The following is a 24,892-nucleotide window of genomic DNA, read 5'->3' as shown; positions in this document are numbered from 1 at the left end:
GTTCTGCGGCATCGTCAATCGCTGGAAACAAATGGGCGGCTGGGAAGACTTCAACGACTGATCCCGGTCGCTGGGTTTACCCCGCCCATAAAAAAACCGGCCTCAACGGCCGGTTTTTTTATGCTTCAAACGTGCCTTACAGCGCAGCAGCGTGCTCGGTCAGGTAAGCCGCAACACCTTCGGTGGAAGCGGTCATGCCTTTGTCGCCTTTTTTCCAGTTGGCAGGGCAAACTTCACCGTGCTCTTCGTGGAATTGCAGAGCGTCGACCAGACGAACCAGCTCTTCGATGTTACGGCCCAGCGGCAGGTCGTTGATGATCTGCGAGCGGACAACGCCTTTGTCGTCGATCAGGAACGCACCACGGAAAGCTACGCCGTCAGCGGACTGAACGTCGTAAGCCTTCATGATTTCCTGCTTGATATCGGCAGCCATGGTGTAACGGACCTGGCCGATACCACCATTGTTGACCGGGGTGTTGCGCCAGGCGTTGTGGGTGAAGTGCGAGTCGATCGAAACGGCGATCACTTCAACGTTGCGTGCCTTGAAGTCAGACATGCGGTTGTCCAGAGCGATCAGCTCGGACGGGCAAACGAAGGTGAAGTCCAGTGGGTAGAAGAACACCAGGCCGTATTTGCCTTTGATGGCCGACGACAGGGTGAAGCTGTCTACGATTTCGCCATTGCCGAGTACAGCCGGTACGGTGAAGTCAGGGGCTTGTTTGCCTACGAGTACGCTCATTGGATATCTCCTGGTGTAAAAACGTGAAGTTCCGGGTTTGCGCCAGCCTGCCACCTTCAGGCGACAGCCCTGTGACACGAACCCGCTTCATAAGGACCGGCCATCATACACTGCGTTTTTGCCCTGTCCTTAACGGTTTTTTTGACAGGGGAAATGCAGACGACAGGTTTTCCTCGTGATCGATGCTGAGAGGAAACCGTTCGTCAGCCCTGATCAAACCTTTCAGAAACCACTTTGACAATCATTCTCGTTAACATTAAGATCCATCGCAATTGAGTCACAACCAGCGACGGTTTTCACTTATGTATGTTTGCCTCTGCACTGGCGTCACCGACGGTCAAATCCGCGAAGCGATCTATGAAGGTTGCTGCAGCTATAAGGAAGTCCGTCAGGCCACCGGCGTAGCCAGCCAATGCGGTAAATGTGCCTGCCTTGCCAAGGAAGTGGTCCGCGAAACCCTGACCAAACTGCAATCGGCCCAGGCTGCGATTCCCTACCCTGTAGAATTTACTGCCGCGTAAATAACGTATTTCAAAGAACCGGACTTGATGTCCGGTTTTTTTATGCCTGAATATCAATCGCTTACGCGCTAGACGCGGAACACAAACATTCTTATTCCGATTAATTTTCACTTAAGTTTCAATAACTTAGGTTTGACACTCTTAATTACGCGGCTCAAACTCTGCCTTATAGACAGCTACTTAGGGCAGGACCCCATCATGAAAGGCGACGTTACAGTCATCCAGCATCTCAACAAAATCCTTGCCAATGAACTGGTCGCGATCAATCAATACTTCCTGCATGCACGCATGTACGAAGATTGGGGCCTGAACAAGCTCGGCAAGCACGAATACCACGAATCCATCGACGAGATGAAGCACGCGGACAAGCTGATCAAGCGCATCCTGTTCCTTGAAGGCCTGCCGAACGTCCAGGACCTGGGCAAGCTGCAGATCGGCGAACACACCCAGGAAATGCTTGAGTGCGACCTGCGTATCGAACGCACCGGTCATGCGGATCTCAAAGTGGCTATCGCTCATTGCGAAACCGTTGGCGACTTTGGCAGCCGTGAACTGCTCGAAGATATTCTTGAGTCCGAAGAAGAACATATCGACTGGCTGGAAACCCAACTGGGCCTGATCGATAAAGTCGGTCTTGAGAACTATCTGCAATCGCAGATGGGCGAAGAGTAAGTTAGCGCCCGCTAAACTCGAGACAATAAAAAGCCCCGCTCTCTTTTAAGAGGCGGGGCTTTTTAATGTCTGCTCTTGTAGGAGCATGGCTTGCCAGCGATGAACGATGACGCGGTGTTCTTGCTAAACCGCGGCGTCTGCATCGCGAGCAAGCTCGACTCCTACAAAGAGCGGATCAGGCTTCGGTCTTGTTGGCAGCAGCAGCTTCGACAGCAGCCTTGATGGTGGTTTGCAGCGAACCGTCTGCAGCCATCTCGGTCATGATGTCGCTACCGCCGACCAGCTCACCGCCCACCCACAGTTGCGGGAAGGTTGGCCAGTTGGCGTATTTTGGCAGGTTGGCGCGGATTTCCGGGTTCTGCAGGATGTCCACGTACGCAAACTTTTCACCACATGCCATCACGGCCTGCGCGGCTTTCGCGGAGAAGCCACACTGCGGGGCATTCGGCGAACCTTTCATGTAAAGCAGAATGGTGTTGTTAGCAATCTGCTCTTTAATCGTTTCGATGATATCCATGGAGCACCTCGGCTGAACTTTCCGACTCAGGGGTCGGCACGGTGGCGCATTGTAACGGAAACCCGAGCGCCCTGCTCGGTCTCCCCGACAGACTTGATCAAGCCGCCGCCACGGTCACTGGCACACCGTTCAACGCCGCGTTGCCCGACAACTCATCGAGCTGACATTCGTCGGTCAGGTCATTGGCGCTGGAGCCCGGCTGACCACTGGCAATGGTCATCTGCACGCCTGGCCGCGCATGGCCCCAACCGTGCGGAAGGCTGACCACGCCTTTCATCATATCCAGACTGCCGAGCACTTCAACTTCAATCACACCGACCCGCGAACTGACCCGCACGCGTTGCCCGTCGTTGAGCCCACGGCTGGCCAGGTCATCCGGGTGCATCAGCAATTGATGGCGCGGCTTGCCCTTCACCAGGCGGTGATAGTTGTGCATCCACGAATTGTTGCTGCGCACATGACGGCGACCAATCATCAGCAACTCATCGGCCGCGGGTGCTTGCAAGGCTGCAAAGCGCGCCAGGTCGGCAAGGATTGCTGGCGGCGCAGCCTGGACGCGCTGGTTGGCGGTTTTCAGGCGAGGCGTCAGGTTGGATTTCAGCGCCCCGAGGTCGACCCCATGCGGGTGATCGAACAAGGTCGCCAGCGACAACTTCTGTTCCGAAGCATCGCCATACAACCCCATCCGCAAGCCACGATCGATCATCTGCGCTGGCGGGATCGTCGGTTTCAGCTCCTTGCCGGTCTTGGCAGCAAAGGCCTTGGCCAGCTCTACGAAGATCTCCCAGTCATGCAACGCACCTTCGGGCTTGGCCAGGATCGCGCGATTGAACCGACTGACGTTACGTACCGCAAACATATTGAACGTCGTGTCGTAATGATCGTTTTCCAGGGCCGATGTGGACGGCAGGATCAGGTCGGCATAACGCGTGGTTTCATTGATGTACAGGTCGATGCTGACCATGAACTCCAAACCGTCCAGCGCCTGTTCCAGTTGTCGGCCATTGGGCGTCGACAGCACCGGATTACCCGCCACGGTAATCAGCGCGCGGACCTGCCCTTCCCCTTCGGTAAGCATCTCTTCGGCCAGCGCCGAGACCGGCAGTTCTCCACCGTATTCAGGACGCCCGGAGACCCGGCTCTGCCACAGATTGAAATGCCCGCCCGAGGTGGACGCCACCAGGTCCACCGCAGGTTCGGTGCACAACGCCCCTCCCACGCGATCGAGATTACCGGTGACCAGATTGATCAGTTGCACAACCCAATGACACAAGGTGCCGAACGCCTGGGTCGAAACACCCATGCGGCCATAACAGACTGCAGTCGGCGCCGCCGCAAAGTCCCGCGCCAGTTGGCGGATCTGTTCGGCGGGCACCGCACACAGTGGGCTCATGGCCTCGGCAGTGAAATTCGCGACCGCCTCACGCACCTCATTCAGACCGTCCACCGGCAAATGACTGTCGCGGGTCAGACCTTCAGCGAACAAGGTATTGAGCAGTCCGAACAACAACGCCGCATCGCCACCGGGGCGCACGAACAGATGCTGGTCGGCAATCGCTGCGGTTTCGCTGCGGCGCGGATCGACCACCACCACTTTGCCGCCGCGGGCCTGAATAGCCTTCAAGCGCTTCTCCACATCCGGCACGGTCATGATGCTGCCGTTGGAGGCCAGCGGATTGCCGCCGAGGATCAGCATGAAATCGGTGTGATCGATGTCCGGGATTGGCAACAGCAAACCGTGGCCGTACATCAAATGGCTGGTCAGGTGATGGGGCAACTGGTCGACCGAGGTCGCGGAAAACCGGTTGCGGGTTTTCAACAGGCCGAGAAAGTAATTGCTGTGGGTCATCAGCCCGTAGTTGTGCACGCTGGGGTTGCCTTGATAGACCGCCACCGCGTTCTGTCCGTGACGCTCCTGAATCGCCGCCAGACGTTCGGCTACAAGGCTGAAGGCGTCTTCCCACTCGATGGGCTGCCATTCACTGCCGACCCGCAGCATCGGCTGACGCAGACGATCCGGATCGTTCTGAATATCTTGCAGGGCGACGGCCTTGGGGCAAATGTGCCCGCGGCTGAATGTATCCTGAGCGTCACCCTTGATCGACGTGATCTGCAACGCACCTTCGACCTCAGTGGTTTCGATGGTCAGGCCGCAGATGGCTTCGCACAAGTGGCACGCACGGTGATGGAGAGTCTTGGTCATGGCCAGTCTCTGTCTTGTTCTGGGCGGGCAATATCGGCCGCGGGAACAAAACTATGGCGCCTGATCCACTGCTGCGCCAGCGACGTTCGTCTTGTGAATCGGCGGCTATCAGGCCAGCCGATGACCACTGGGGATCAGTTCGGCGGCAGCCTTGGCGGCGCCTGCAACTGGATCTCCTGGATGGTTTCGATCTGCTCTTGAGCGACATGAACACCGGTGAGTTCGCCGATCAGCCGCCAGTGCTCGTCGAGGCCGGTGCTGATGGTTGCCATGCGGTCGATCATCCGCCGGCCGGCAGCCTTGGTCACTTCGTCTTCACTGCGCATCAACTCGAAGGACATCGAGGTCATGGACGCGGTGAGGTGGGTCAGCGAGCGAGCCGTGAGGCCGAGTAATTCCATTAACTGTCGTTCTTTCGATTCCATTCCGAAGGCTTCCTGCGTCGTTCGTGCGTTAGTTATAACCCGCCACTTTGCTTTAGCAAATGTTTCAGACCAGACACATCGATCGATCCCGAGCACAAATGCTTCGAATGACAGGTCAGAAACCGACCGCTGCTATGCCGTCTCCGCCCCGTTTGATTGCAAAGCCCCGTGACCCCAGTGTACAAATGACGGGCTGCTGTCAGGAAACAGGCTTCAAAAGCGCTACTGCGGTCATCCCGTAGCCCCTCTGAAATCCCCTAAAAACCGTAGCCCTATTGGTAAGACGCGACATTTAATTATAAGATCGCGCCTTCCCCTATTTCGTCGCCCCGTGCGGCTTACGCCGCAGGTCTCGCCCGTTTTTCAGTTAAACAAGGCTTTGAGTATCTGCGGTCTGTTGCAAAAAGGTAGTCAATGATGAGCGCAAGGCACTTTCTCTCCCTGATGGATTGCACGCCCGAAGAGCTGGTCAGCGTGATCCGTCGAGGCGTTGAGCTCAAAGACCTGCGTAACCGCGGCGTACTGTTCGAGCCTCTGAAAAACCGCGTGCTCGGGATGATTTTCGAGAAGTCCTCGACCCGCACCCGTATTTCGTTCGAAGCCGGCATGATCCAGCTCGGTGGCCAGGCGATCTTCCTGTCGCCGCGCGACACCCAACTGGGCCGTGGCGAGCCGATCGGCGACTGCGCGATCGTCATGTCGAGCATGCTCGACGCCGTGATGATCCGTACCTTTGCCCACAGCACCCTGACCGAATTCGCCGCCAACTCCCGCGTGCCCGTGATCAACGGCCTGTCCGATGACCTGCACCCGTGCCAGTTGCTGGCCGACATGCAGACGTTCCTCGAACACCGCGGTTCGATCCAGGGCAAAACCGTGGCCTGGATCGGCGACGGCAACAACATGTGCAACAGCTATATAGAAGCGGCGATCCAGTTCGACTTCCAGTTGCGCGTCGCTTGCCCGGAAGGCTTTGAACCCAACCCTGAATTCGTGGCGAAGGCCGGCGATCGGGTCACCATCGTCCGCGATCCGAAGGATGCCGTACGCGGCGCCCACCTGGTCAGCACCGACGTCTGGACCTCCATGGGCCAGGAAGAGGAAACCGCCAAGCGCCTGAAACTGTTCGCGCCGTTTCAGGTCAACCGCGCCCTGCTCGACCTGGCCGCACCGGACGTGCTGTTCATGCACTGCCTGCCGGCCCACCGTGGCGAGGAAATCAGCGTCGACCTGCTCGATGACCAGCGCTCCGTCGCGTGGGATCAAGCCGAAAACCGTCTTCACGCACAAAAGGCCCTGCTCGAGTTTCTCGTCGAACCGGCGTACCACCACGCATGAGCCATCCATTACTGTTGAACCTGCGTAACCTCGCCTGCGGCTATCAAGACCAGCGCGTCGTGCAGAACCTCAACCTGCATTTGAATGCCGGCGACATCGGGTGCCTGCTGGGCTCTTCGGGTTGCGGCAAAACCACCACGCTACGGGCGATTGCCGGTTTCGAACCGGTACACGAAGGTGAAATCCAGTTGGCGGGCGAGACGATCTCCCGCGCCGGTTTCACCCTTGCTCCAGAGAAACGCCGGATCGGCATGGTGTTCCAGGATTACGCACTGTTTCCGCACTTGAGCGTGGCCGAGAACATCGCCTTCGGGATCCGCAAGCACCCGCAAAAGGATCGCGTCACCGAAGAGTTGCTGGAACTGGTCAACCTGAAAAACCTCGGCAAGCGCTTCCCGCATGAACTGTCCGGCGGTCAACAGCAGCGCGTCGCATTGGCCCGTGCCCTGGCGCCGGAACCGCAATTGCTACTGCTCGACGAACCCTTTTCCAACCTTGATGGCGAGCTGCGACGCAAGCTCAGCCATGAGGTGCGCGATATCCTCAAGGCCCGTGGTACCAGCGCGATTCTGGTGACCCACGATCAGGAAGAAGCGTTCGCGGTGAGTGATCACGTGGGGGTTTTCAAGGAGGGTCGCCTGGAGCAGTGGGACACGCCTTACAACCTGTATCACGAACCACTGACGCCGTATGTTGCCAGTTTCATCGGTCAGGGTTACTTCATTCGCGGCCAGCTGAGCAGCCCCGAGTCGGTGCAGACCGAGCTGGGTGAGCTACGCGGTAATCGTGCCTACACCTGGCCGGTTGGCGGTGCGGTGGATGTATTGCTGCGTCCGGACGATATCGTTTATGCACCGGACAGCACGTTGAAGGCGCGGATTGTCGGCAAGTCTTTCCAGGGTGCGTCCACCTTGTATCGCTTGCAGTTGCCGACCGGCGCGCAGCTGGAATCGATTTTCCCGAGCCATGCCGATCATCAGGTGGGGTCAGAGGTCGGCATTCGTGTCGCGGCTGAACACCTGGTGCTGTTTCAGGCGTCGGGCAGTACGGCGGCGCAGATTCCGCCCGTCGAATCCGGTGTGCGCCGCTACAGCAGCGCCCACTGACACCCCGTTTCTGTAGGAGCAAAGCTTGCTCGCGATAGCATCGCCGCAGTTTAACTGATGCACCGCGTCATCGTTCATCGCGAGCGAGCTTTGCTCCTACAACGATCAGCATCAACCGAGCATTAGCGTTCCACTTGCAACTGCCCACTGACACCCCGCTTCTGTAGGAGCAAAGCTTGCTCGCGATAGCATCGCCGCGGTTTAACTGATGCACCGCGTCATCGTTCATCGCGAGCGAGCTTTGCTCCTACAACGATCAGCATCAACCGAGCATTAGCGTTCCACTTGCAACTGCCCACTGACACCCCGCCTCTGTAGGAGCAAAGCTTGCTCGCGATAGCATCGCCGCGGTTTAGCTGATGCACCGCGTCATCGTTCATCGCGAGCGAGCTTTGCTCCTACAAAGATCAGCATCAACCGAGCATCAGCGTTCCGCTCGCAACGAGCGTCGCATTCCCGCCGATTTTCACCCGATCCCCTTCCAGCCGACAGAACAACTCCCCGCCTCGAGCCGAACGCTGACAAGCCGTCAGGCTCGACTTGCCCAAACGTTTCGACCAGTACGGGATCAGGCTGCAATGGGTCGAACCCGTCACCGGGTCTTCGTTGATGCCGATCGCCGGCGCGAAGTAGCGGGAAACGAAATCATGCTGGCTGCCCTTGGCCGTGACGATTGCCCCGGGCCACGGCAGTTTCGCCAGTGCCGCCATGTCCGGCTGACATTCGAGCACCGCCTGCTCGGATTCCAGCACCACGAACAACTCGTTCGACCCCAGCACATCAACCGCTTCCACACCCAGCGCGCGCTCGACATCCAGGGTCACGCCCACTTCCGACGGGATGAGCGCCGGAAAATCCAGCCACAAGCGCTCACCCTCACGACTCACGCTTAGCAGGCCGGACTTACAGATGAAGTCCAGTCGCTCGACCGGTTCTTTATAGATATCAAACAGCACGTAAGCGCTGGCCAGGGTCGCATGACCGCACAGCGGCACTTCGGTGGTCGGGGTAAACCAGCGGATGTGCCAGCCCTGCCCTTCGCGCACCACAAAAGCGGTTTCGGCGAGGTTGTGCTCGGCGGCGATCTTCTGCATCAACTCATCGGCAAGCCAGGCATCGAGGCGATAGACCATCGCCGGGTTGCCACTGAACGGCCGATCACTGAACGCATCGACCTGATGAAACTCAAGCTGCATAACCTTCTCCCTTTGTCAGGCCACCGAGCATGAAGCTGCCGACAACCCGGCACCAGTGACAGAGCCCATACATTTTCACCATACAGCGCCGGGCTGATAGTCCGCGTCAGGCGCGGCCGATATCAGCGAACTTCGCCTGGGTATGTTCAGCCAGCACCGCGGGTGCCAATTCGACTTCCAGCCCTCGTCGCCCCGCACTGACAAAAATGCTGGCGAAGGGCTGAGCCGAATTATCGATAAAGGTGCGCAAGCGCTTTTTCTGTCCCAGCGGGCTGATCCCACCCAACAGGTAACCGGTGGATCGTTGCGCAGCGGCAGGATCGGCCATTTCGACTTTTTTCACGCCCGCTGCATGAGCCAGGCCTTTCAAGTCCAGACTTCCGACGACCGGCACCACGGCCACCAGCAATTCACCTTTCTCGCTGGCCGCCAGCAAGGTCTTGAACACCTGCGCCGGGTCCAGTCCCAACTTTTCCGCGGCCTCCAGCCCGTAGGAGGCTGCCTTCGGATCATGTTCGTAACTGTGCACGCGATGTTCGGCACGAACTTTTTTCAACAAATCCAATGCGGGGGTCATGACAGCTCCAGACTGGGCGGCAGTAGAAAAATACTGCGCTGGATTCTAGGTCATTGCTCCATAAAAGGCTCTATTGCGGCGCTATTTCAAAGGCTTGGCGGCGACTTATGCCGTTCGTCCACCTTCGGTCTGCCCCGTGAACGATGCGGTCATTCACGTGACTAATAGTTCGATTGTGACTGACGGTTCACTTTCGACCTTTGACAGCAGCGTTTCTTGTCTATATTTTTTCGAATCTGAATACTGTACGAATGTTCCTATTGCAGCACCCAGCAGCAGGCCGAGAACAGGATGGGGATCCTGTCTCGGTGAAAATCGCGCTTTGACCATGATGCAAAAGCGCCAGACAACAACAAAAATGAGGTTTTCAATGACAACTGCTTTACAACAACCGTCGCTCTCAAGCCAATGCATGGCCGAATTTCTGGGCACTGCGCTGCTGATCTTTTTTGGTACAGGTTGCGTTGCCGCGCTCAAGGTCGCGGGTGCCAGCTTCGGCCTTTGGGAAATCAGCATCATCTGGGGGGTCGGCGTGAGCATGGCGATCTACCTGACCGCCGGCGTTTCCGGGGCTCATCTCAATCCCGCCGTCAGCATTGCCCTGAGCATTTTCGCTGACTTCGAAAAGCGCAAACTGCCTTTCTATATTCTCGCCCAGATCGCTGGGGCCTTCTGTGGAGCGTTGTTGGTTTACACGCTGTACAGCAATTTATTCTTCGATTACGAACAAACTCACCATATGGTTCGTGGCACTCAAGCCAGCCTCGAATTGGCGTCGGTGTTCTCCACCTTCCCCAACCCGGCCTTGACCACGGCACAAGCCTTCCTGGTTGAAGTGATCATCACCGCCATCCTGATGGGCGTGATCATGTCCCTGACCGACGACAACAATGGCTTGCCAAAGGGTCCGCTCGCTCCGCTGCTGATCGGCCTGCTGATTGCCGTGATTGGCAGCTCGATGGGGCCGCTGACCGGTTTTGCGATGAACCCGGCGCGCGACTTCGGCCCTAAACTGATGACTTTCTTCGCTGGCTGGGGTGAAATTTCCTTCACCGGCGGGCGCGATATCCCGTATTTCCTGATTCCGGTTTTTGCACCGATTGTCGGTGCCTGCCTCGGTGCTGCAGCGTATCGCGGGCTGATTGCCCGTCATCTGCCCAGCGCCCTACCTGCTACAAAGGAAGCAGTACCGGCCATTGACGGCAAACCAAGAACTTCTTGATACCGTTGGCGCGTGATCCTGCCCATCAGATCACGCGCCGGACCTCACTCCCCTTTTTTCGTCCAAGGCAATCGACATGACCGACACTCAGAATAAGAACTACATCATTGCCCTCGATCAGGGTACGACCAGCTCCCGCGCGATCATTTTCGACCGCGACGCGAACGTGGTCTGCACCGCCCAGCGCGAATTCGCACAGCATTACCCGCAAGCCGGCTGGGTTGAACATGACCCGATGGAAATCTTCGCCACCCAAAGCGCCGTGATGGTCGAGGCCCTGGCTCAAGCCGGCCTGCATCACGATCAGGTCGCCGCCATCGGCATCACCAACCAGCGCGAAACCACCGTGGTCTGGGACAAGACCAGCGGCCGCCCGATCTACAACGCGATCGTCTGGCAGTGCCGCCGCAGCACCGAGATCTGCCAGCAGCTCAAGCGCGACGGTCACGAGCAATACATCAGCGACACCACCGGCCTGGTCACCGACCCGTACTTCTCCGGCACCAAGCTCAAGTGGATCCTCGACAACGTCGAAGGCAGCCGCGAACGTGCGCGCAAAGGCGAACTGTTGTTCGGCACCATCGACAGCTGGCTGATCTGGAAATTTACCGGCGGCAAGGTGCACGTCACCGACTACACCAACGCCTCGCGCACCATGCTCTTCAACATCCACACGCTGGAGTGGGACGCGAAGATGCTGGAGGTGCTGGATATTCCGCGCGAGATGCTGCCGGAAGTTAAATCCTCGTCCGAAATCTACGGCCACACCAAAAGCGGCATCGCCATCGGCGGTATCGCGGGTGACCAGCAAGCGGCCCTGTTCGGCCAGATGTGCGTCGAACCAGGCCAGGCGAAAAACACCTACGGCACCGGCTGCTTCCTGCTGATGAACACCGGCGACAAAGCGGTGAAATCCAAGCACGGCATGTTGACCACCATCGCTTGCGGCCCGCGCGGTGAAGTGGCTTACGCGCTGGAAGGCGCCGTGTTCAACGGCGGTTCCACCGTTCAATGGCTGCGTGATGAACTGAAAATCATCAACGACGCCCACGACACCGAATACTTCGCCAACAAGGTCAAGGACAGCAACGGCGTGTACCTGGTACCTGCCTTCACCGGTCTGGGCGCTCCGTACTGGGACCCGTATGCCCGTGGGGCATTGTTCGGCCTGACTCGCGGCGTACGCGTGGATCACATTATTCGTGCAGCCCTGGAGTCGATTGCCTACCAGACCCGCGACGTTCTCGACGCCATGCAACAGGACTCCGGCGAACGCTTGAAATCCCTGCGTGTCGACGGCGGTGCAGTGGCGAACAACTTCCTGATGCAGTTCCAGGCCGACATCCTCGGCACTCAGGTCGAGCGTCCGCAAATGCGCGAAACCACCGCACTCGGTGCGGCTTACCTGGCCGGTCTGGCGTGTGGCTTCTGGGGCAGCCTGGACGAGTTGCGCGGCAAGGCTGTGATCGAGCGCGAATTCGAACCGACCCTGGACGAAACCGCGAAGGAAAAACTCTACGCCGGCTGGAAAAAAGCCGTCAGCCGCACCCGCGATTGGGAACCGCATGAAGGCGCTGAATAAGCTGAGCTGAGTACTCGTATCTGTATGTAACTGGCAGGGAGCAGATTCCTGCGGCATCATGGGCAAATTTTTGCACGGCAGCCCAAAGGAAGCCCCATGAATCTGCCTCCCCGTCAGCAGCAAATCCTCGAACTGGTCCGCGAACGCGGCTATGTCAGCATCGAGGAAATGGCTACGCTGTTCGTCGTTACACCGCAAACCATCCGCCGCGATATCAATCAACTCGCGGAAGCTAATTTGTTGCGTCGCTACCACGGCGGCGCAGCCTACGATTCCAGCGTCGAAAACACCGCCTACGCCATGCGTGCAGATCAGATGCGCGATGAAAAGCAGCGTATCGGTGAAGCCATTGCGGCTCAAATCCCGGATCACGCCTCGCTGTTCATCAATATCGGTACCACCACCGAATCCATCGCCCGGGCGTTGCTCAATCACAATCACCTGAAGATCATCACCAACAACCTGCATGTGGCTTCGATGCTCAGCGCCAAGGACGACTTCGATGTCCTGCTGACGGGTGGCAATGTGCGGCGTGACGGTGGCGTGGTCGGTCAGGCCAGTGTCGACTTCATTAACCAGTTCAAGGTTGATTTCGCCTTGGTCGGCATCAGCGGTATCGATGAAGACGGCAGTCTGCTGGACTTCGACTATCAGGAAGTTCGGGTGTCCCAGGCGATCATCGCCAATGCCCGACAGGTCATCCTCGCGGCTGACTCCAGCAAATTCGGGCGCAACGCCATGATTCGCCTGGGGCCGATCAGTTTGATTGATTGCCTGGTGACCGATCAGCAGCCGGTGCCGGCGTTGGCGCAGTTGTTGAGTCAGCACAAGATTCGGTTGGAGGTTGTTTAACCGCGAAAGCGGTTAAACAACCTGTAGGAGCACGGCTCGCCGGCGATGGCGTCCTCGAGTACGCCATCGCGGGCAAGCCATGCTCCTACAGAAGTCGCTGTTCGGGTGTCCCAGGCGATCATCGCCAATGCCCGACAGGTCATCCTCGCGGCGGACTCCAGCAAATTCGGGCGCAACGCCATGATTCGCCTGGGGCCGATCAGTTTGATTGATTGCCTGGTGACCGATCAGCAGCCGGTGCCGGCGTTGGCGCAGTTGTTGAGTCAGCACAAGATTCGGTTGGAGGTTGTTTAACCGCGAAAGCAGTTAAACAACCTGTAGGAGCACGGCTTGCCCGCGATGGCGTCCTCGAGTACGCCATCGCGGGCAAGCCATGCTCCTACAGAAGTCGCAGCAAATCCCTCCTCTTCATTCTTTTAATGTTCGAAAATTTTCCTTTCACAGCCCTTCGATCAGTATTTTCAATCGAAGTTAACTGGCTGTGGGCGACTTTATGGGCTACCATTTTCGCAAATGAACATTAATGTTCGAATTCCAATACCGAAAATCATAAAAGCCCGAGGCTAGCCAATGCCCACTTCTACCTTGCCTACGCCCCCTCTCGCTGAGATCTACGATATCGCCGTCATCGGTGGCGGGATCAATGGCGTGGGGATCGCAGCGGATGCCGCCGGTCGCGGTCTTTCGGTGTTTCTATGCGAAAAAGACGACCTGGCCAGCCACACCTCGTCAGCCAGCAGCAAGCTGATCCACGGTGGCTTGCGCTACCTTGAACATTACGAATTCCGTCTGGTGCGCGAAGCCCTGGCCGAACGCGAAGTGCTGCTGGCCAAGGCCCCGCACATCGTCAAGCAGATGCGCTTCGTGCTGCCGCACCGTCCGCACCTGCGTCCGGCCTGGATGATCCGCGCCGGCCTGTTCCTTTATGACAACCTCGGCAAGCGGGAAAAACTCGAAGGCTCGAAAAGCCTGAAGTTCGGCCCGGACAGCCCGCTGAAAAGCGAAATCACCAAAGGCTTCGAATACTCCGATTGCTGGGTCGACGACGCCCGGCTGGTGGTGCTGAACGCCATGGCCGCCCGCGAAAAAGGCGCCCACGTTCACACCCAGACTCGCTGCGTCAGCGCCCGTCGCACCAAGGGCATGTGGCACCTGCATCTGGAACGCGCCGATGGCAGCCTGTTTTCGATCCGCGCCAAGGCACTGGTAAACGCCGCCGGCCCTTGGGTCGCCAAGTTCATTCGTGACGACCTGAAGATGGAATCGCCGTACGGCATCCGCCTGATTCAGGGCAGCCACCTGATCGTGCCGAAACTGTACGAAGGCGAACACGCGCACATTCTGCAAAACGAAGATCAGCGCATCGTGTTCACCATTCCGTACCTGAACCACTTCACCCTGATCGGCACCACCGACCGCGAGTACACCGGCGATCCGGCTGCAGTGGCGATCACTGAAGGCGAAACCGATTACCTGTTGAAAGTGGTCAACTCCCATTTCAAGAAACGCATCAGCCGCGACGATATCCTGCACAGCTATTCCGGCGTTCGCCCGCTGTGTAACGACGAATCCGACAACCCGTCGGCTGTCACTCGCGACTACACCCTGGCGCTGTCGGGCACCGGCGAAGAAGCGCCGCTGCTGTCGGTGTTCGGCGGCAAGCTGACCACCTACCGCAAACTGGCCGAGTCGGCGCTGGCGCAACTGGCTCCGTACTTCAAAGACATCAAGCCGAGCTGGACCGCCAGCGCTCCCCTGCCGGGCGGCGAAGACATGACCACCCCGCAAGCCTTGTGCGCCTTGATCCGTGACAAGTTCGACTGGGTGCCGACCGAAATCGCCCGCCGCTGGGCCACCACCTACGGCAGCCGCACCTGGCGCATGCTCGAAGGCGTGCAGAATCTCGGCGATATGGGCGAACACATCGGCGGCGGGCTCTACACCCGTGAAGTCGATTACCTGTGCAGCGAAGAATGGGCAACCACCGCGCACGACATTCTGTGGCGCCGCAGCAAGCTGGGACTGTTCACTACTCCGGCAGAACAGGAAAAGCTCAAGGATTACCTGAGCAAGGTCGAGCAGAACCGCAGCAAGATCGAAGCGGCCTGATCGGCAATCCGGTTAAACAAAAGCCCCTGAATCGTCAGATTCAGGGGCTTTTCTGTTTAAGGGAAGATCAAGGCTGCGCGAAGGTCAGGCAAACCGCTCCAGCATGAAATTGACGAAGCTGCTCAGCGTGGAGGAGCGGTATCGGTCCGGTAGGTAAACCAGGTGCATGGGGCGGCTGGTCAACTCATAGTCGGCGAACAGCTGCACCAGTCGTCCTTCCCTAAGATCGGCTTCGAGCAGGACGGCAGGCTGCATGACAATCCCGACCCCATGCAGTGCGGCAATCCGCAGGGCCTGACCGTTATTGATCTGCAAATGCCCGTCGATTGCCACCCGGACAGTCCGCTCGCGACTTTTCAGACACCAATCGGTCAACGCCGACTGGCTAAAGGATAGGCACTCATGTTGCCCAAGCTCCTCCGGCTCCCGTGGCGTCCCGCGACGCAGCAGGTAGTCGGGCGATGCACAAATGATCATTCGGTAAGGCGCCAGAGGGCGCGCGATCAGGCCCGAATCGGGCAATGTGCCGATGCGTATCGCCGCCTCAAAGCCCTCCTCCACCAGATCGACGACGCGATCGGCCAGGGTGAGCTGCACCCGCACCTCGGGATAAAGGGCCATGTATTCAGACAATGCCGGCACCAGCGCCTGGGTCCCGAACGAAACGGGAGCACTGATGCGCAATTTCCCGGCCGGTACCAACAACTGATCCTGAGCGAGGACATCGCTTTCGGCGATCAACCTCAGTATCTGCTGACATTTTGGGAAATACTCCTCGCCGAATCCGGTCAAGTGCACGCTACGGGTGGTCCGGTTGATCAACCGCGCGCCCAAGCGTTTTTCCAGGGCCCTCAAGTGATTGCCGACCATGGTTGCGGAGATGTTGCAGACTTTCGCCGCCGCAACCAGGCTGCCTTTTTCGACGATGGCGACGAAGGCCTGCATGCTTTCCAGCGTATCCATTACACAGCCTTGGTTGTTACCGCATAAATTTTTGGCCAGTTTATCTCCATTTATTTCTGAATAGACTCAAAACCTTCGACACAGGAGGTCAACCATGAAAGCCATCGAACTGTTTGCACCCACGCTTGAGTCTTTTCGCGCCACCGTTCTGCCCGATCCCGTCCCCGGCCCGGGTGAGGTGTTAGTGAGGTTACGCGCAGCCACCTTGAACTATGTCGATGTGGCGATCGCCACGGGGCAGTTTCAAGGCCCCGCGTTTCCATTGATCCCGGTCGCCGACGGTGCCGGTGAAGTTGTCCAGTCAGGCCCCGACACGCCAGGCTTTACCTCGGGTGAGCGGGTCATTCCGCATTTCATGCCGCGCTGGCAGGCGGGCCCTATCAGCGCCGCTAACGTGGCGGCCATGCGCGGGGTGACGCTGCCTGGCTCGCTCGCCGAGTACGTCGTGGTCCCCGCCAACAGCCTGGTGCGCTTACCGGAGCACCTGAGTTTTGCCCAAGGCGCGGCCTTGCCGATTGCCGCAACCACGGCATGGAACGCACAGCGCGCGGCACAGATTCGTCCCGGTTCTACCGTGGTGATATTGGGAACCGGCGGTGTGAGTATTTTTGCCTTGCAGTTTGCCAAGGCCGCGGGAGCCACCGTGATCCTGACGTCTTCCGATGACGAGAAACTGGAGCGGGCCCGTCAGTTGGGCGCGGACTACCTGATCAATTACCGGACTTTCCCCGAGTGGGACCAGCAGGTGTTGGAGCTCACCAATGGCCGAGGCGCAGACCTGGTGGTCGATACGGTCGGAGAAGCCACTATCGGCCGTGCGCTGAATGCCGCTGCTTACGGGGGAACGGTTTTCACGGTCGGTTTTTTGAGCGGCACGAAGCCCGCACTGGACTTGCTGCCGATCATTATCAAAGCGCTGAAAGTGGTCGGTAACAACACCGGCTCTGTCGCTGATCTTGGCGAAGCCGTTCGAGCGATCGAGGCTAATCGCCTCCTGCCAGTGATCGACAGCATCCACTCCATTGATGAGGTCAGCCGGGCCTATGCGCACCTCGCCAGCGGTGGCCGGCATTTCGGCAAGATCGCTATTACGCATTGAAACCTTTTTAGATGTTCGCCGAGAGCGCCAATATGACCACCACCCACGCATCCAATATCACTGAACAGCGTTTTATCGACCGCACTGTCCTGATCACCGGCGGCGGAACCGGCATGGGCAAGGCCGCAGCCCTGCGCCTTGGGCTTGAGGGCGCCAATGTGGTGATCGCCGGGCGCCGCAGCGCCGAACTGGAGGCCGTTGCCCGGCAGATCAGCGAAAGCGGAGGCAGGGCATTGGCAGTGGTCACCGACGTGTCCGACCCGGAACAGGTCGAAGCACTGATCGACACGACGCTGCAGACATTCGGTGGTCTGCACATGGCCTGGAACAACGCCGGTGTACTGGGGCCGTTCAAGCCGCTCCAGGACCTGGGTTTCGAGGACTTCGATGCGTTGATCGCCACCAACTTTCGCGGCGTGTTTGCCTGCCTGAAATATGAAATCGCGGCGATGCTCAAACACAATATTACCGGTTCGATCGTCAATACGTCGTCCTGGACCGCGCATGGCTCGATGCCGGGACTGGCTGCCTACGCCGCCAGCAAAGCCGCGCTGGACGCAATGATGCGCACGGTCGCGCAGGAAGTGGGGCCGCAACGGATCCGGGTGAATAATGTGTGCCCAGGGTTGATTGCGACGCCGATGGCGAGTGATGTCCTGGCCAATGATCGGTTGGCACTACCCTACGTCAAGCACACGCCCCTGCAACGAGTCGGCCAACCCGAAGACGTGGCCGATGTCGTCGCCTGGCTATTGAGCGAGGACGCGCGCTTCGTGACCGGACAAAGTTTGTTGGTCGATGGTGGATTCACCTTGGGTGGACTGCGCCCCTGGTTCAATCAATTTGTCGCCGAGCACTCCTGACATTGAACATTCGGTTTTCCGAACGCGACCTGTCGGTCGATTCGGTTAACCGGATTTCCCCACCACCAAAACCCTCGCCATAAATATTTAATCCCTTTATAAATCAATAGCTTGATCTATTCAGCCTGGCCTGGCACGAGTCATGCTCTACACTCTTGGACGAATACCTGCTGCGCCAACCCTTCACGAGCCGGCAAGCGTTCGAAGCACAAAAAAGGCCGATGAACTGGCTCCATATAAAAACAATGTCGAGGAAAATTTGATGCGCATCGTTCCCCATCTCCTGGGCGCAGCCATTGCTGCCGCTCTGATCAGCACTCCAGTTTTCGCCGCCGAACTCACCGGCACCCTGAAGAAGATCAAAGAGTCCGGCGTTATCACCCTCGGGCATCGTGACGCTTCCATTCCGTTTTCCTACATCGCGGACGCTTCCGGCAAACCGGTTGGCTACTCCCACGATATCCAGCTGAAAATCGTTGAAGCCATCAAAAAAGACCTGGACATGCCGAACCTCCAGGTCAAATACAACCTCGTGACTTCGCAAACACGTATCCCGCTGGTGCAGAACGGCACCGTGGACGTCGAGTGCGGTTCCACCACCAACAACGTCGAACGTCAGCAGCAAGTTGACTTCTCCGTCGGCATCTTCGAAATCGGCACCAAGCTGCTGGCCAAGAAAGATTCGCCTTACAAAGACTTCCCGGACCTGAAAGGCAAGAACGTCGTGACCACCGCCGGCACCACGTCCGAGCGCATCCTCAAGTCGATGAACGCCGACAAGCAAATGGGCATGAACGTCATCTCCGCCAAAGACCACGGCGAGTCGTTCAACATGCTGGAAAGCGGCCGCGCCGTGGCTTTCATGATGGACGACGCCTTGCTGGCCGGCGAAATGGCCAAGGCCAAGAAGCCGGATGACTGGGCCGTGACCGGCACACCACAATCCTTCGAAATCTACGGCTGCATGGTCCGCAAGGGCGACGAGCCGTTCAAGAAGGCTGTGGATGACGCAATCATCGCGACCTACAAGTCCGGCGAGATCAACAAGATCTACGAAAAATGGTTCATGCAGCCAATCCCGCCAAAAAACCTGAACCTGATGTTCCCGATGAGCGACGAGCTCAAGGCCCTGATCGCCAATCCGACCGATAAAGCGGCTGACGAAAAGAAATCCTGATATCTGACTAACCTTATCTCCTGAAAGGGCCACTGCCCTTTCGGGGGATAGTCACTCCCTGCTGGCATTTTTGGAAACACTCGAACCGGTGGCTGTCGAGCCGCTCGTGTGTGCCCGGTCTTCAGATCGGGCGGGAACGGAGCTTCCCCAGGCGGGCACTTGTACATCGATCGATCTGAGGGGAGACCCTAATGAATTACAACTGGGACTGGGGCGTGTTCTTCAAGTCCACCGGCGTGGGCAGCGAGACCTATCTCGACTGGTACGTCGCCGGTTTGGGCTGGACCATCGCCATCGCCGTCGTGGCCTGGATCATTGCCCTGCTGCTGGGCTCGATTCTGGGTGTCATGCGCACCGTGCCGAACCGCATCGTATCGGGCATCGCGACCTGTTACGTCGAACTCTTCCGTAACGTGCCGCTGCTGGTTCAGCTGTTCATCTGGTACTTCCTGGTGCCCGATCTGCTGCCTCCGGACCTGCAAGAGTGGTACAAGCAGGACCTGAACCCGACTACCTCGGCTTACCTCAGCGTCGTCGTCTGCCTGGGCCTGTTCACCGCCGCTCGTGTTTGCGAACAAGTGCGTACCGGTATCCAGGCGCTGCCTCGCGGCCAGGAATCCGCCGCTCGCGCCATGGGCTTCAAACTGCCGCAGATCTACTGGAACGTGCTGCTGCCCCAGGCTTACCGGATCATCATTCCGCCGCTCACCTCGGAATTCCTGAACGTGTTCAAGAACTCTTCCGTGGCGTCGCTGATCGGCCTGATGGAGTTGCTCGCGCAAACCAAACAGACCGCCGAGTTCTCCGCCAACCTGTTCGAAGCCTTCACCCTGGCAACGTTGATCTACTTCACGCTGAACATGGGCCTGATGCTGCTGATGCGCATGGTCGAGAAGAAAGTCGCCGTACCGGGCCTGATCTCCGTAGGGGGTAAATGATGGAATTCGACTTCTCGGGCATCATCCCGTCCCTGCCGGGTTTGTGGAACGGCATGGTCATGACCCTGCAACTGATGGCGCTGGGCGTCGTCGGCGGGATCATCCTCGGCACGATCCTGGCCCTGATGCGCCTGTCCCACAGCAAATTGCTGTCGAACATCGCCGGCGCCTACGTTAACTACTTCCGCTCGATTCCACTGCTGCTGGTGATCACCTGGTTCTACCTGGCGGTGCCGTTCGTGCTGCGCTGGATCACCGGCGAAGACACCCCGATCGGCGCGTTCGCCTCGTGCATCGTGGCGTTCATGATGTTCGAAGCGGCGTACTTCTGCGAAATCGTCCGGGCCGGCGTCCAGTCGATTTCCAAGGGGCAGATGGGCGCGGCCCAAGCCCTGGGCATGACGTATGGCCAGATGATGCGGCTGATTATCCTGCCGCAAGCGTTCCGCAAGATGACCCCGCTGCTGCTGCAACAGAGCATCATCCTGTTTCAGGACACCTCGCTGGTCTACGCGGTCGGTCTGGTGGACTTCCTCAATGCCTCGCGTGCCAGTGGCGACATCATCGGTCGCTCCAACGAGTTCCTGATCTTTGCAGGTCTCACGTACTTCACAATCAGCTTTGCCGCCTCGCTGCTGGTCAAGCGTCTGCAAAAAAGGTTTGCCGTATGATCTCTATCAAGAATGTCAACAAGTGGTATGGCGACTTCCAGGTACTGACTGACTGCAGCACCGAGGTCAAAAAAGGCGAAGTGATTGTGGTGTGCGGGCCGTCCGGTTCCGGCAAATCCACCCTGATCAAATGCGTCAATGCCCTGGAACCGTTCCAGAAAGGCGACGTGGTGGTCGATGGCACGTCCATCGCCAACCCGAAGACCGACCTGCCGAAACTGCGTTCGCGCGTTGGCATGGTGTTCCAGCATTTCGAACTGTTCCCGCACCTGACCATCACCGAAAACCTGACCATCGCGCAGATCAAGGTATTGGGCCGCAGCAAGGAAGAAGCCACCAAGAAAGGCCTGCAACTGCTTGAGCGCGTCGGGCTGGCTGCCCATGCGCATAAGCATCCGGGCCAACTCTCCGGTGGTCAGCAACAGCGTGTGGCGATTGCCCGTGCGCTTGCGATGGACCCGATCGTCATGCTGTTCGACGAACCGACTTCGGCGCTGGACCCGGAAATGGTCAACGAAGTACTCGACGTGATGGTGCAACTGGCCCACGAAGGCATGACCATGATGTGCGTGACCCACGAAATGGGCTTCGCCCGTAAAGTGGCGGACCGGGTGATCTTCATGGACCAGGGCAGGATCATCGAAGACTGCAAGAAAGAGGAGTTCTTTGGCGACATCAACGCCCGCGCCGAGCGTACGCAGCACTTCCTCGCCAAGATTCTGCAGCACTAAAAGCTACACGGCCGCCCCTGTAGGAGCTGCCGCAGGCTGCGATCTTTTGATCTTGATTCTTGCAGAACCCCAGGAGATCAAGAGCAAAAGATCGCAGCCTTCGGCAGCTCCTACGGGAGTTCCTCAGGGCTTGTAGTGGTTGACCCAAGGCATCTGTGATGAAATGCGACACCAATCTCTATCGCGCCGCGCCGCCATCACTCGCCGTGAAACCCCGTCTGATTCGCCATCTGTTCCTGCCGCCGCTGGTCATCGCCCTGATGATCGGATTGGGTTACCTCGGCTTCTGGGTCAGTGAACACTACGGGATTCGCAGCCTAAGCGAGAACGGCCAGCGTCAGCTGGAACTGCACGCCCGTGCCGTCGAGAGCGAGATCAGCAAGTACACCTACCTGCCCAGCCTGCTGGAACTCGAATCCAGCGTTTCGAAGCTGTTGGCCGATCCGTCGCCGGAACACCGACAGACGGTCAATGAATACCTCGAAGGCCTGAACCGGCGCAGCCGCAGTCGGGCTATCTACGTGATGGACACCACTGGCCGTGTCATGGCCACCAGCAACTGGCGCGATGTCGACAGTTACCTGGGCGAAGACCTGTCCTTCCGCGCCTATTTCCAGAATGCCGTGCGCGGTCAGCCGGGGCGCTTCTATGGCATCGGCAGCACCAACGGCGAGCCCGGTTATTACCTGGCTCATGGCCTGGAAGAACACGGCAAGATCATTGGTGTCGCGGTGGTCAAGGTCCGCCTCGAAGCCATGGAAGAACGCTGGCAGCGCGCGCGGCTGGAAGCGTTCGTCAGCGATGAAAACGGCATCATCATTCTTTCCAGCGATCCGGCACGGCGCCTGAAATCGGTTGTGCCGCTGAGCGACGAGACCAAGGAAAAACTGGCCCGCAGCCTTCAGTACTACTGGTTCCCACTGAACGAACTGCAACCGCTGGCCCGTGAACAACTGGCCGAAGGCGAGGAAAAACTGACCTTCCCCGCCAACAGCGAAGTGGAATCAGATGAAGAGGACATCAGCTACCTCTCGCAAACCCGGCCATTGAGCGATACCCCGTGGAATTTCACCCTGCTCACCCCCCTGCAGGATTTGCGTCGCGAAGCGATCAATCAGGGGATTCTGGTGGCGGTGGCGTTTGCCCTCGTGGCGTTCCTGCTGATCGCCTGGAACGAGCGGCGCAAGGTCATTGCCACGCGCCTCGCTGCCCGGGAAGCCTTGCAGGAAGCCAACAATCAACTGGAGCGTCGGATTACCGAACGCACCACCGACCTGCGCGCCAGCAACGAACGGCTCAAGGGCCAGATCCGCGAACGACGTGTGGCTGAAGAGACGCTACGCCGTGCCCAGGATGAATTGGTGCAGGCCGGTAAACTCGCGGCCATCGGCCAGATGTCCACCAGCATCGCCCACGAATTGAACCAGCCACTGGCGGCGCTGCGGACCTTGTCCGGCAACACCGTGCGGTTTCTGGAACGCGGTCAACTGGACGTTGCCAGCACCAACCTCAAGACCATCAACGAACTGATCGACCGCATGGGCCGGATCACCGCCAGCCTGCGTTCGTTCGCTCGCCGCGGTGACGACAAAGGTCAGGCCAGCCTCGGCAAAGCGGTGGATGCAGCCTTGCAGCTGCTCGGTGGGCGCGTGGAAAGCGCGCATCTGCAACTGCACCGCGACTTCGCCGATGTGCAGGTGCAGATTGACCAGACCCGTCTGGAGCAGATTCTGGTCAACCTGATCGGCAACGCCCTCGACGCCATGCAGGCGCAGCCTCTGCCAGAACTGTGGCTCGAAGGCGAAGAGTACGATGGCAAATATCGCCTTCGTGTACGCGATAACGGCCACGGCATCGACGCCGAAGCGCGCAAGCATTTGTTCGAACCGTTCTTCACCACCAAACCCGGCGAACAGGGCCTGGGCCTTGGCCTGACCCTTTCCGCCAGCCTCGCCGCAGCCACCGGCGGGCACCTGGGTGTCGAGCACCCGGCCAGCGGTGGTACCACTTTCGTCCTCAGTTTACCGTTGGTAAGCCCCACTCACGCCGAGCCAATATGAACAACGACCTTAGTGTGCTGATCGTCGAAGACGACCCCCATGTGCTGCTCGGCTGCCAACAGGCGCTGACCCTGGAAGACATTCCCTGCGTGGGCGTCGGCAGCGCCGAAGAAGCGCTGGAGCGGGTCGGCGACAACTTCGCCGGCATCGTCATCAGCGACATCCGCCTGCCGGGTATCGACGGTCTGGAATTGCTGACCCGTCTCAAGGCCCGCGACCGCAGCCTGCCGGTGGTGCTGATTACCGGTCACGGCGACATTTCCATGGCTGTCGGTGCGATGCAGAAAGGCGCCTATGACTTCATGGAGAAACCTTTCTCCCCCGAACGTCTGGTCGATGTGGCGCGCCGTGCGCTGGAGCAACGCAGCCTCGCGCGGGAAGTCTCTTCGTTGCGTCGGCAACTGGCGGAACGGGACTCTCTGGAAGGCCGGATCATCGGCCGCTCGCCCGCCATGCAGAACCTGCGGGAATTGATCGCCAACGTTGCCGATACCTCGGCCAACGTGTTGATCGAAGGCGAAACCGGCACCGGTAAAGAGTTGGTTGCGCGCTGCCTGCACGACTTCAGTCGGCGGCACACCAAGCAGTTCGTCGCGCTGAACTGCGGTGGCCTGCCGGAAAACCTGTTCGAAAGCGAAATCTTCGGCCATGAAGCCAACGCCTTTACCGGCGCCGGCAAGCGGCGAATCGGCAAGATCGAACACGCCGACGGCGGCACGCTGTTCCTCGACGAAGTGGAAAGCATGCCGCTACCGCTGCAAATCAAACTGCTGCGGGTGTTGCAGGAACGCACCCTGGAACGCCTCGGCTCGAACCAGAGCGTGGCGGTGGATTGTCGGGTGATCGCGGCGACCAAGTCCGATCTGGACGAGTCGAGCAAGGCGGGCGAGTTTCGCAGTGACCTGTATTACCGCTTGAACGTGGTGACCCTCGAATTGCCACCGCTGCGCGAACGCCGCGAAGACATCCTGCAATTGTTCGAACACTTTCTGCAGCAGTCGTCCCTGCGCTTCGACCGTGCCGTGCCGGACCTGGACAACCAGACCCTGTCGAACCTGATGAGCCACGACTGGCCGGGCAACGTACGCGAACTGCGCAACGTCGCCGAGCGCTTTGCCCTCGGTCTGCCGGCCTTCAAGAAATCCGGCGCCAGCGGCAGCAATCAGGGCCTGGCCTTCGCCGAAGCGGTAGAAGCGTTTGAACGCAACCTGCTGAGCGACGCTTTGCAGCGCAGCGGCGGCAACCTGACCCAGGCCAGTCTGGAACTCGGGATGGCCAAGACCACGCTGTTCGACAAAGTGAAGAAGTACGGGCTGAGCCACTGATGGACC

The 24,892-nt window shown here is 58.8% G+C and carries 24 protein-coding genes; 17 read left to right on the top strand and 7 right to left on the bottom strand.

The genetic code is table 11. The annotated features are described in order from the left end of the window. Positions 1-136: 136 nt before the first annotated feature. On the bottom strand, positions 137-739 hold the full coding sequence (locus tag PMI27_RS01215) for a peroxiredoxin (protein WP_008155583.1): 603 nt from the start codon (positions 737-739) through the stop codon (positions 137-139). Positions 740-1,041: 302 nt separating this feature from the next. Between PMI27_RS01215 and PMI27_RS01220 the strand changes: the two genes are divergently transcribed. Together PMI27_RS01220 and bfr are read left to right on the top strand one after the other, a co-directional pair. Next, complete coding sequence (locus PMI27_RS01220) at positions 1,042-1,260, top strand: bacterioferritin-associated ferredoxin (RefSeq protein ID WP_008155585.1); 219 nt, start codon at positions 1,042-1,044, stop codon at positions 1,258-1,260. Between the two features lie 198 nt (positions 1,261-1,458). After that, positions 1,459-1,932 (top strand): bacterioferritin, encoded by a 474-nt coding sequence (gene bfr, locus PMI27_RS01225; protein WP_008155586.1) that lies wholly within the window; start codon positions 1,459-1,461, stop codon positions 1,930-1,932. Positions 1,933-2,107: 175 nt separating this feature from the next. Here the strand turns inward: bfr and grxD are convergent, their stop codons facing one another. The 3 genes from grxD to PMI27_RS01240 form a co-directional block, all read right to left on the bottom strand. Further along, the gene (gene grxD, locus PMI27_RS01230; protein ID WP_007943565.1) at positions 2,108-2,449 is read right to left on the bottom strand and encodes a Grx4 family monothiol glutaredoxin; all 342 of its coding nucleotides are present in this window, start codon (positions 2,447-2,449) and stop codon (positions 2,108-2,110) included. 97 nt (positions 2,450-2,546) lie between these two features. Next, positions 2,547-4,652 (bottom strand): molybdopterin oxidoreductase family protein, encoded by a 2,106-nt coding sequence (locus PMI27_RS01235; RefSeq protein WP_008155588.1) that lies wholly within the window; start codon positions 4,650-4,652, stop codon positions 2,547-2,549. 134 nt (positions 4,653-4,786) lie between these two features. After that, on the bottom strand, positions 4,787-5,077 hold the full coding sequence (locus tag PMI27_RS01240; protein ID WP_008155590.1) for a hypothetical protein: 291 nt from the start codon (positions 5,075-5,077) through the stop codon (positions 4,787-4,789). 417 nt (positions 5,078-5,494) lie between these two features. Between PMI27_RS01240 and argF the strand changes: the two genes are divergently transcribed. Together argF and PMI27_RS01250 are read left to right on the top strand one after the other, a co-directional pair. Then, the gene (gene argF / locus PMI27_RS01245) at positions 5,495-6,415 is read left to right on the top strand and encodes an ornithine carbamoyltransferase (RefSeq protein WP_033053690.1); all 921 of its coding nucleotides are present in this window, start codon (positions 5,495-5,497) and stop codon (positions 6,413-6,415) included. Then, positions 6,412-7,521: an ABC transporter ATP-binding protein gene (locus PMI27_RS01250; protein WP_008155593.1), complete on the top strand. Its 1,110-nt coding sequence runs from the start codon at positions 6,412-6,414 to the stop codon at positions 7,519-7,521. The genes argF and PMI27_RS01250 overlap by 4 nt, the downstream gene beginning before the upstream one ends. Positions 7,522-7,934: 413 nt before the next feature. Here the strand turns inward: PMI27_RS01250 and PMI27_RS01255 are convergent, their stop codons facing one another. Both PMI27_RS01255 and ybaK read right to left on the bottom strand, forming a co-directional pair. After that, a complete protein-coding gene (locus PMI27_RS01255; protein WP_008156875.1) occupies positions 7,935-8,717 on the bottom strand; it encodes a PhzF family phenazine biosynthesis protein in 783 nt (260 codons plus the stop codon). A gap of 106 nt (positions 8,718-8,823) precedes the next feature. Continuing rightward, positions 8,824-9,294, bottom strand: a complete 471-nt coding sequence (gene ybaK, locus PMI27_RS01260; RefSeq protein WP_007971306.1) for a Cys-tRNA(Pro) deacylase — start codon at positions 9,292-9,294, stop codon at positions 8,824-8,826. A gap of 370 nt (positions 9,295-9,664) precedes the next feature. On the opposite strand from ybaK, the gene PMI27_RS01265 reads away from it, so the two are divergent. The 5 genes from PMI27_RS01265 (at position 9,665) to glpD (ending at position 15,059) form a co-directional block, all read left to right on the top strand. After that, positions 9,665-10,516, top strand: coding sequence for an MIP/aquaporin family protein (locus PMI27_RS01265; protein WP_008156873.1), 852 nt, complete (start codon positions 9,665-9,667; stop codon positions 10,514-10,516). A 76-nt stretch (positions 10,517-10,592) separates the two neighbouring features. Further along, complete coding sequence (gene glpK, locus PMI27_RS01270; RefSeq protein WP_008156871.1) at positions 10,593-12,098, top strand: glycerol kinase GlpK; 1,506 nt, start codon at positions 10,593-10,595, stop codon at positions 12,096-12,098. Between the two features lie 96 nt (positions 12,099-12,194). Beyond that, positions 12,195-12,950 (top strand): DeoR/GlpR family transcriptional regulator, encoded by a 756-nt coding sequence (locus PMI27_RS01275; RefSeq protein WP_007916700.1) that lies wholly within the window; start codon positions 12,195-12,197, stop codon positions 12,948-12,950. A 45-nt stretch (positions 12,951-12,995) separates the two neighbouring features. Continuing rightward, positions 12,996-13,244 (top strand): putative transcriptional regulator, encoded by a 249-nt coding sequence (locus PMI27_RS0229935; RefSeq protein ID WP_024164602.1) that lies wholly within the window; start codon positions 12,996-12,998, stop codon positions 13,242-13,244. Positions 13,245-13,520: 276 nt separating this feature from the next. Next, positions 13,521-15,059 carry a glycerol-3-phosphate dehydrogenase gene (glpD, locus tag PMI27_RS01280; RefSeq protein ID WP_008156478.1) on the top strand — a complete coding sequence of 513 codons (1,539 nt, stop codon included), beginning with the start codon at positions 13,521-13,523 and terminating at the stop codon, positions 15,057-15,059. Positions 15,060-15,143: 84 nt separating this feature from the next. Here glpD and PMI27_RS01285 read toward each other — a convergent pair whose 3' ends face one another. After that, positions 15,144-16,022: a LysR family transcriptional regulator gene (locus PMI27_RS01285; RefSeq protein ID WP_008156476.1), complete on the bottom strand. Its 879-nt coding sequence runs from the start codon at positions 16,020-16,022 to the stop codon at positions 15,144-15,146. A gap of 94 nt (positions 16,023-16,116) precedes the next feature. Between PMI27_RS01285 and PMI27_RS01290 the strand changes: the two genes are divergently transcribed. The 8 genes from PMI27_RS01290 (at position 16,117) to PMI27_RS01325 (ending at position 24,886) form a co-directional block, all read left to right on the top strand. Next, positions 16,117-17,121 carry a zinc-dependent alcohol dehydrogenase family protein gene (locus PMI27_RS01290; protein WP_008156474.1) on the top strand — a complete coding sequence of 335 codons (1,005 nt, stop codon included), beginning with the start codon at positions 16,117-16,119 and terminating at the stop codon, positions 17,119-17,121. A 32-nt stretch (positions 17,122-17,153) separates the two neighbouring features. Then, positions 17,154-17,984 (top strand): SDR family NAD(P)-dependent oxidoreductase, encoded by an 831-nt coding sequence (locus PMI27_RS01295; RefSeq protein ID WP_008156472.1) that lies wholly within the window; start codon positions 17,154-17,156, stop codon positions 17,982-17,984. A gap of 262 nt (positions 17,985-18,246) precedes the next feature. Next, entirely contained in the window at positions 18,247-19,161 is a 915-nt protein-coding gene (locus tag PMI27_RS01300; RefSeq protein ID WP_008156470.1) for a glutamate/aspartate ABC transporter substrate-binding protein, read from the top strand. A 191-nt stretch (positions 19,162-19,352) separates the two neighbouring features. Further along, positions 19,353-20,099, top strand: coding sequence for an amino acid ABC transporter permease (locus tag PMI27_RS01305; protein WP_008156468.1), 747 nt, complete (start codon positions 19,353-19,355; stop codon positions 20,097-20,099). Further along, a complete protein-coding gene (locus tag PMI27_RS01310) occupies positions 20,099-20,770 on the top strand; it encodes an amino acid ABC transporter permease (protein ID WP_033053683.1) in 672 nt (223 codons plus the stop codon). The genes PMI27_RS01305 and PMI27_RS01310 overlap by 1 nt, the downstream gene beginning before the upstream one ends. Then, positions 20,767-21,501: an amino acid ABC transporter ATP-binding protein gene (locus tag PMI27_RS01315; RefSeq protein ID WP_008156464.1), complete on the top strand. Its 735-nt coding sequence runs from the start codon at positions 20,767-20,769 to the stop codon at positions 21,499-21,501. The genes PMI27_RS01310 and PMI27_RS01315 overlap by 4 nt, the downstream gene beginning before the upstream one ends. Positions 21,502-21,659: 158 nt before the next feature. Next, positions 21,660-23,561 carry a sensor histidine kinase gene (locus tag PMI27_RS01320; protein WP_008155245.1) on the top strand — a complete coding sequence of 634 codons (1,902 nt, stop codon included), beginning with the start codon at positions 21,660-21,662 and terminating at the stop codon, positions 23,559-23,561. Next, a complete protein-coding gene (locus PMI27_RS01325; RefSeq protein ID WP_008155247.1) occupies positions 23,558-24,886 on the top strand; it encodes a sigma-54-dependent transcriptional regulator in 1,329 nt (442 codons plus the stop codon). The genes PMI27_RS01320 and PMI27_RS01325 overlap by 4 nt, the downstream gene beginning before the upstream one ends. The last annotated feature ends 6 nt before the right edge of the window (positions 24,887-24,892 follow it).

Origin of the sequence: Pseudomonas sp. GM41(2012), from assembly GCF_000282315.2 — a bacterium.
Classification (GTDB): domain Bacteria; phylum Pseudomonadota; class Gammaproteobacteria; order Pseudomonadales; family Pseudomonadaceae; genus Aquipseudomonas.
The sequence above is the reverse complement of the archived record's forward strand: the minus strand, read 5'-3'. Positions and strand labels throughout refer to the sequence as shown.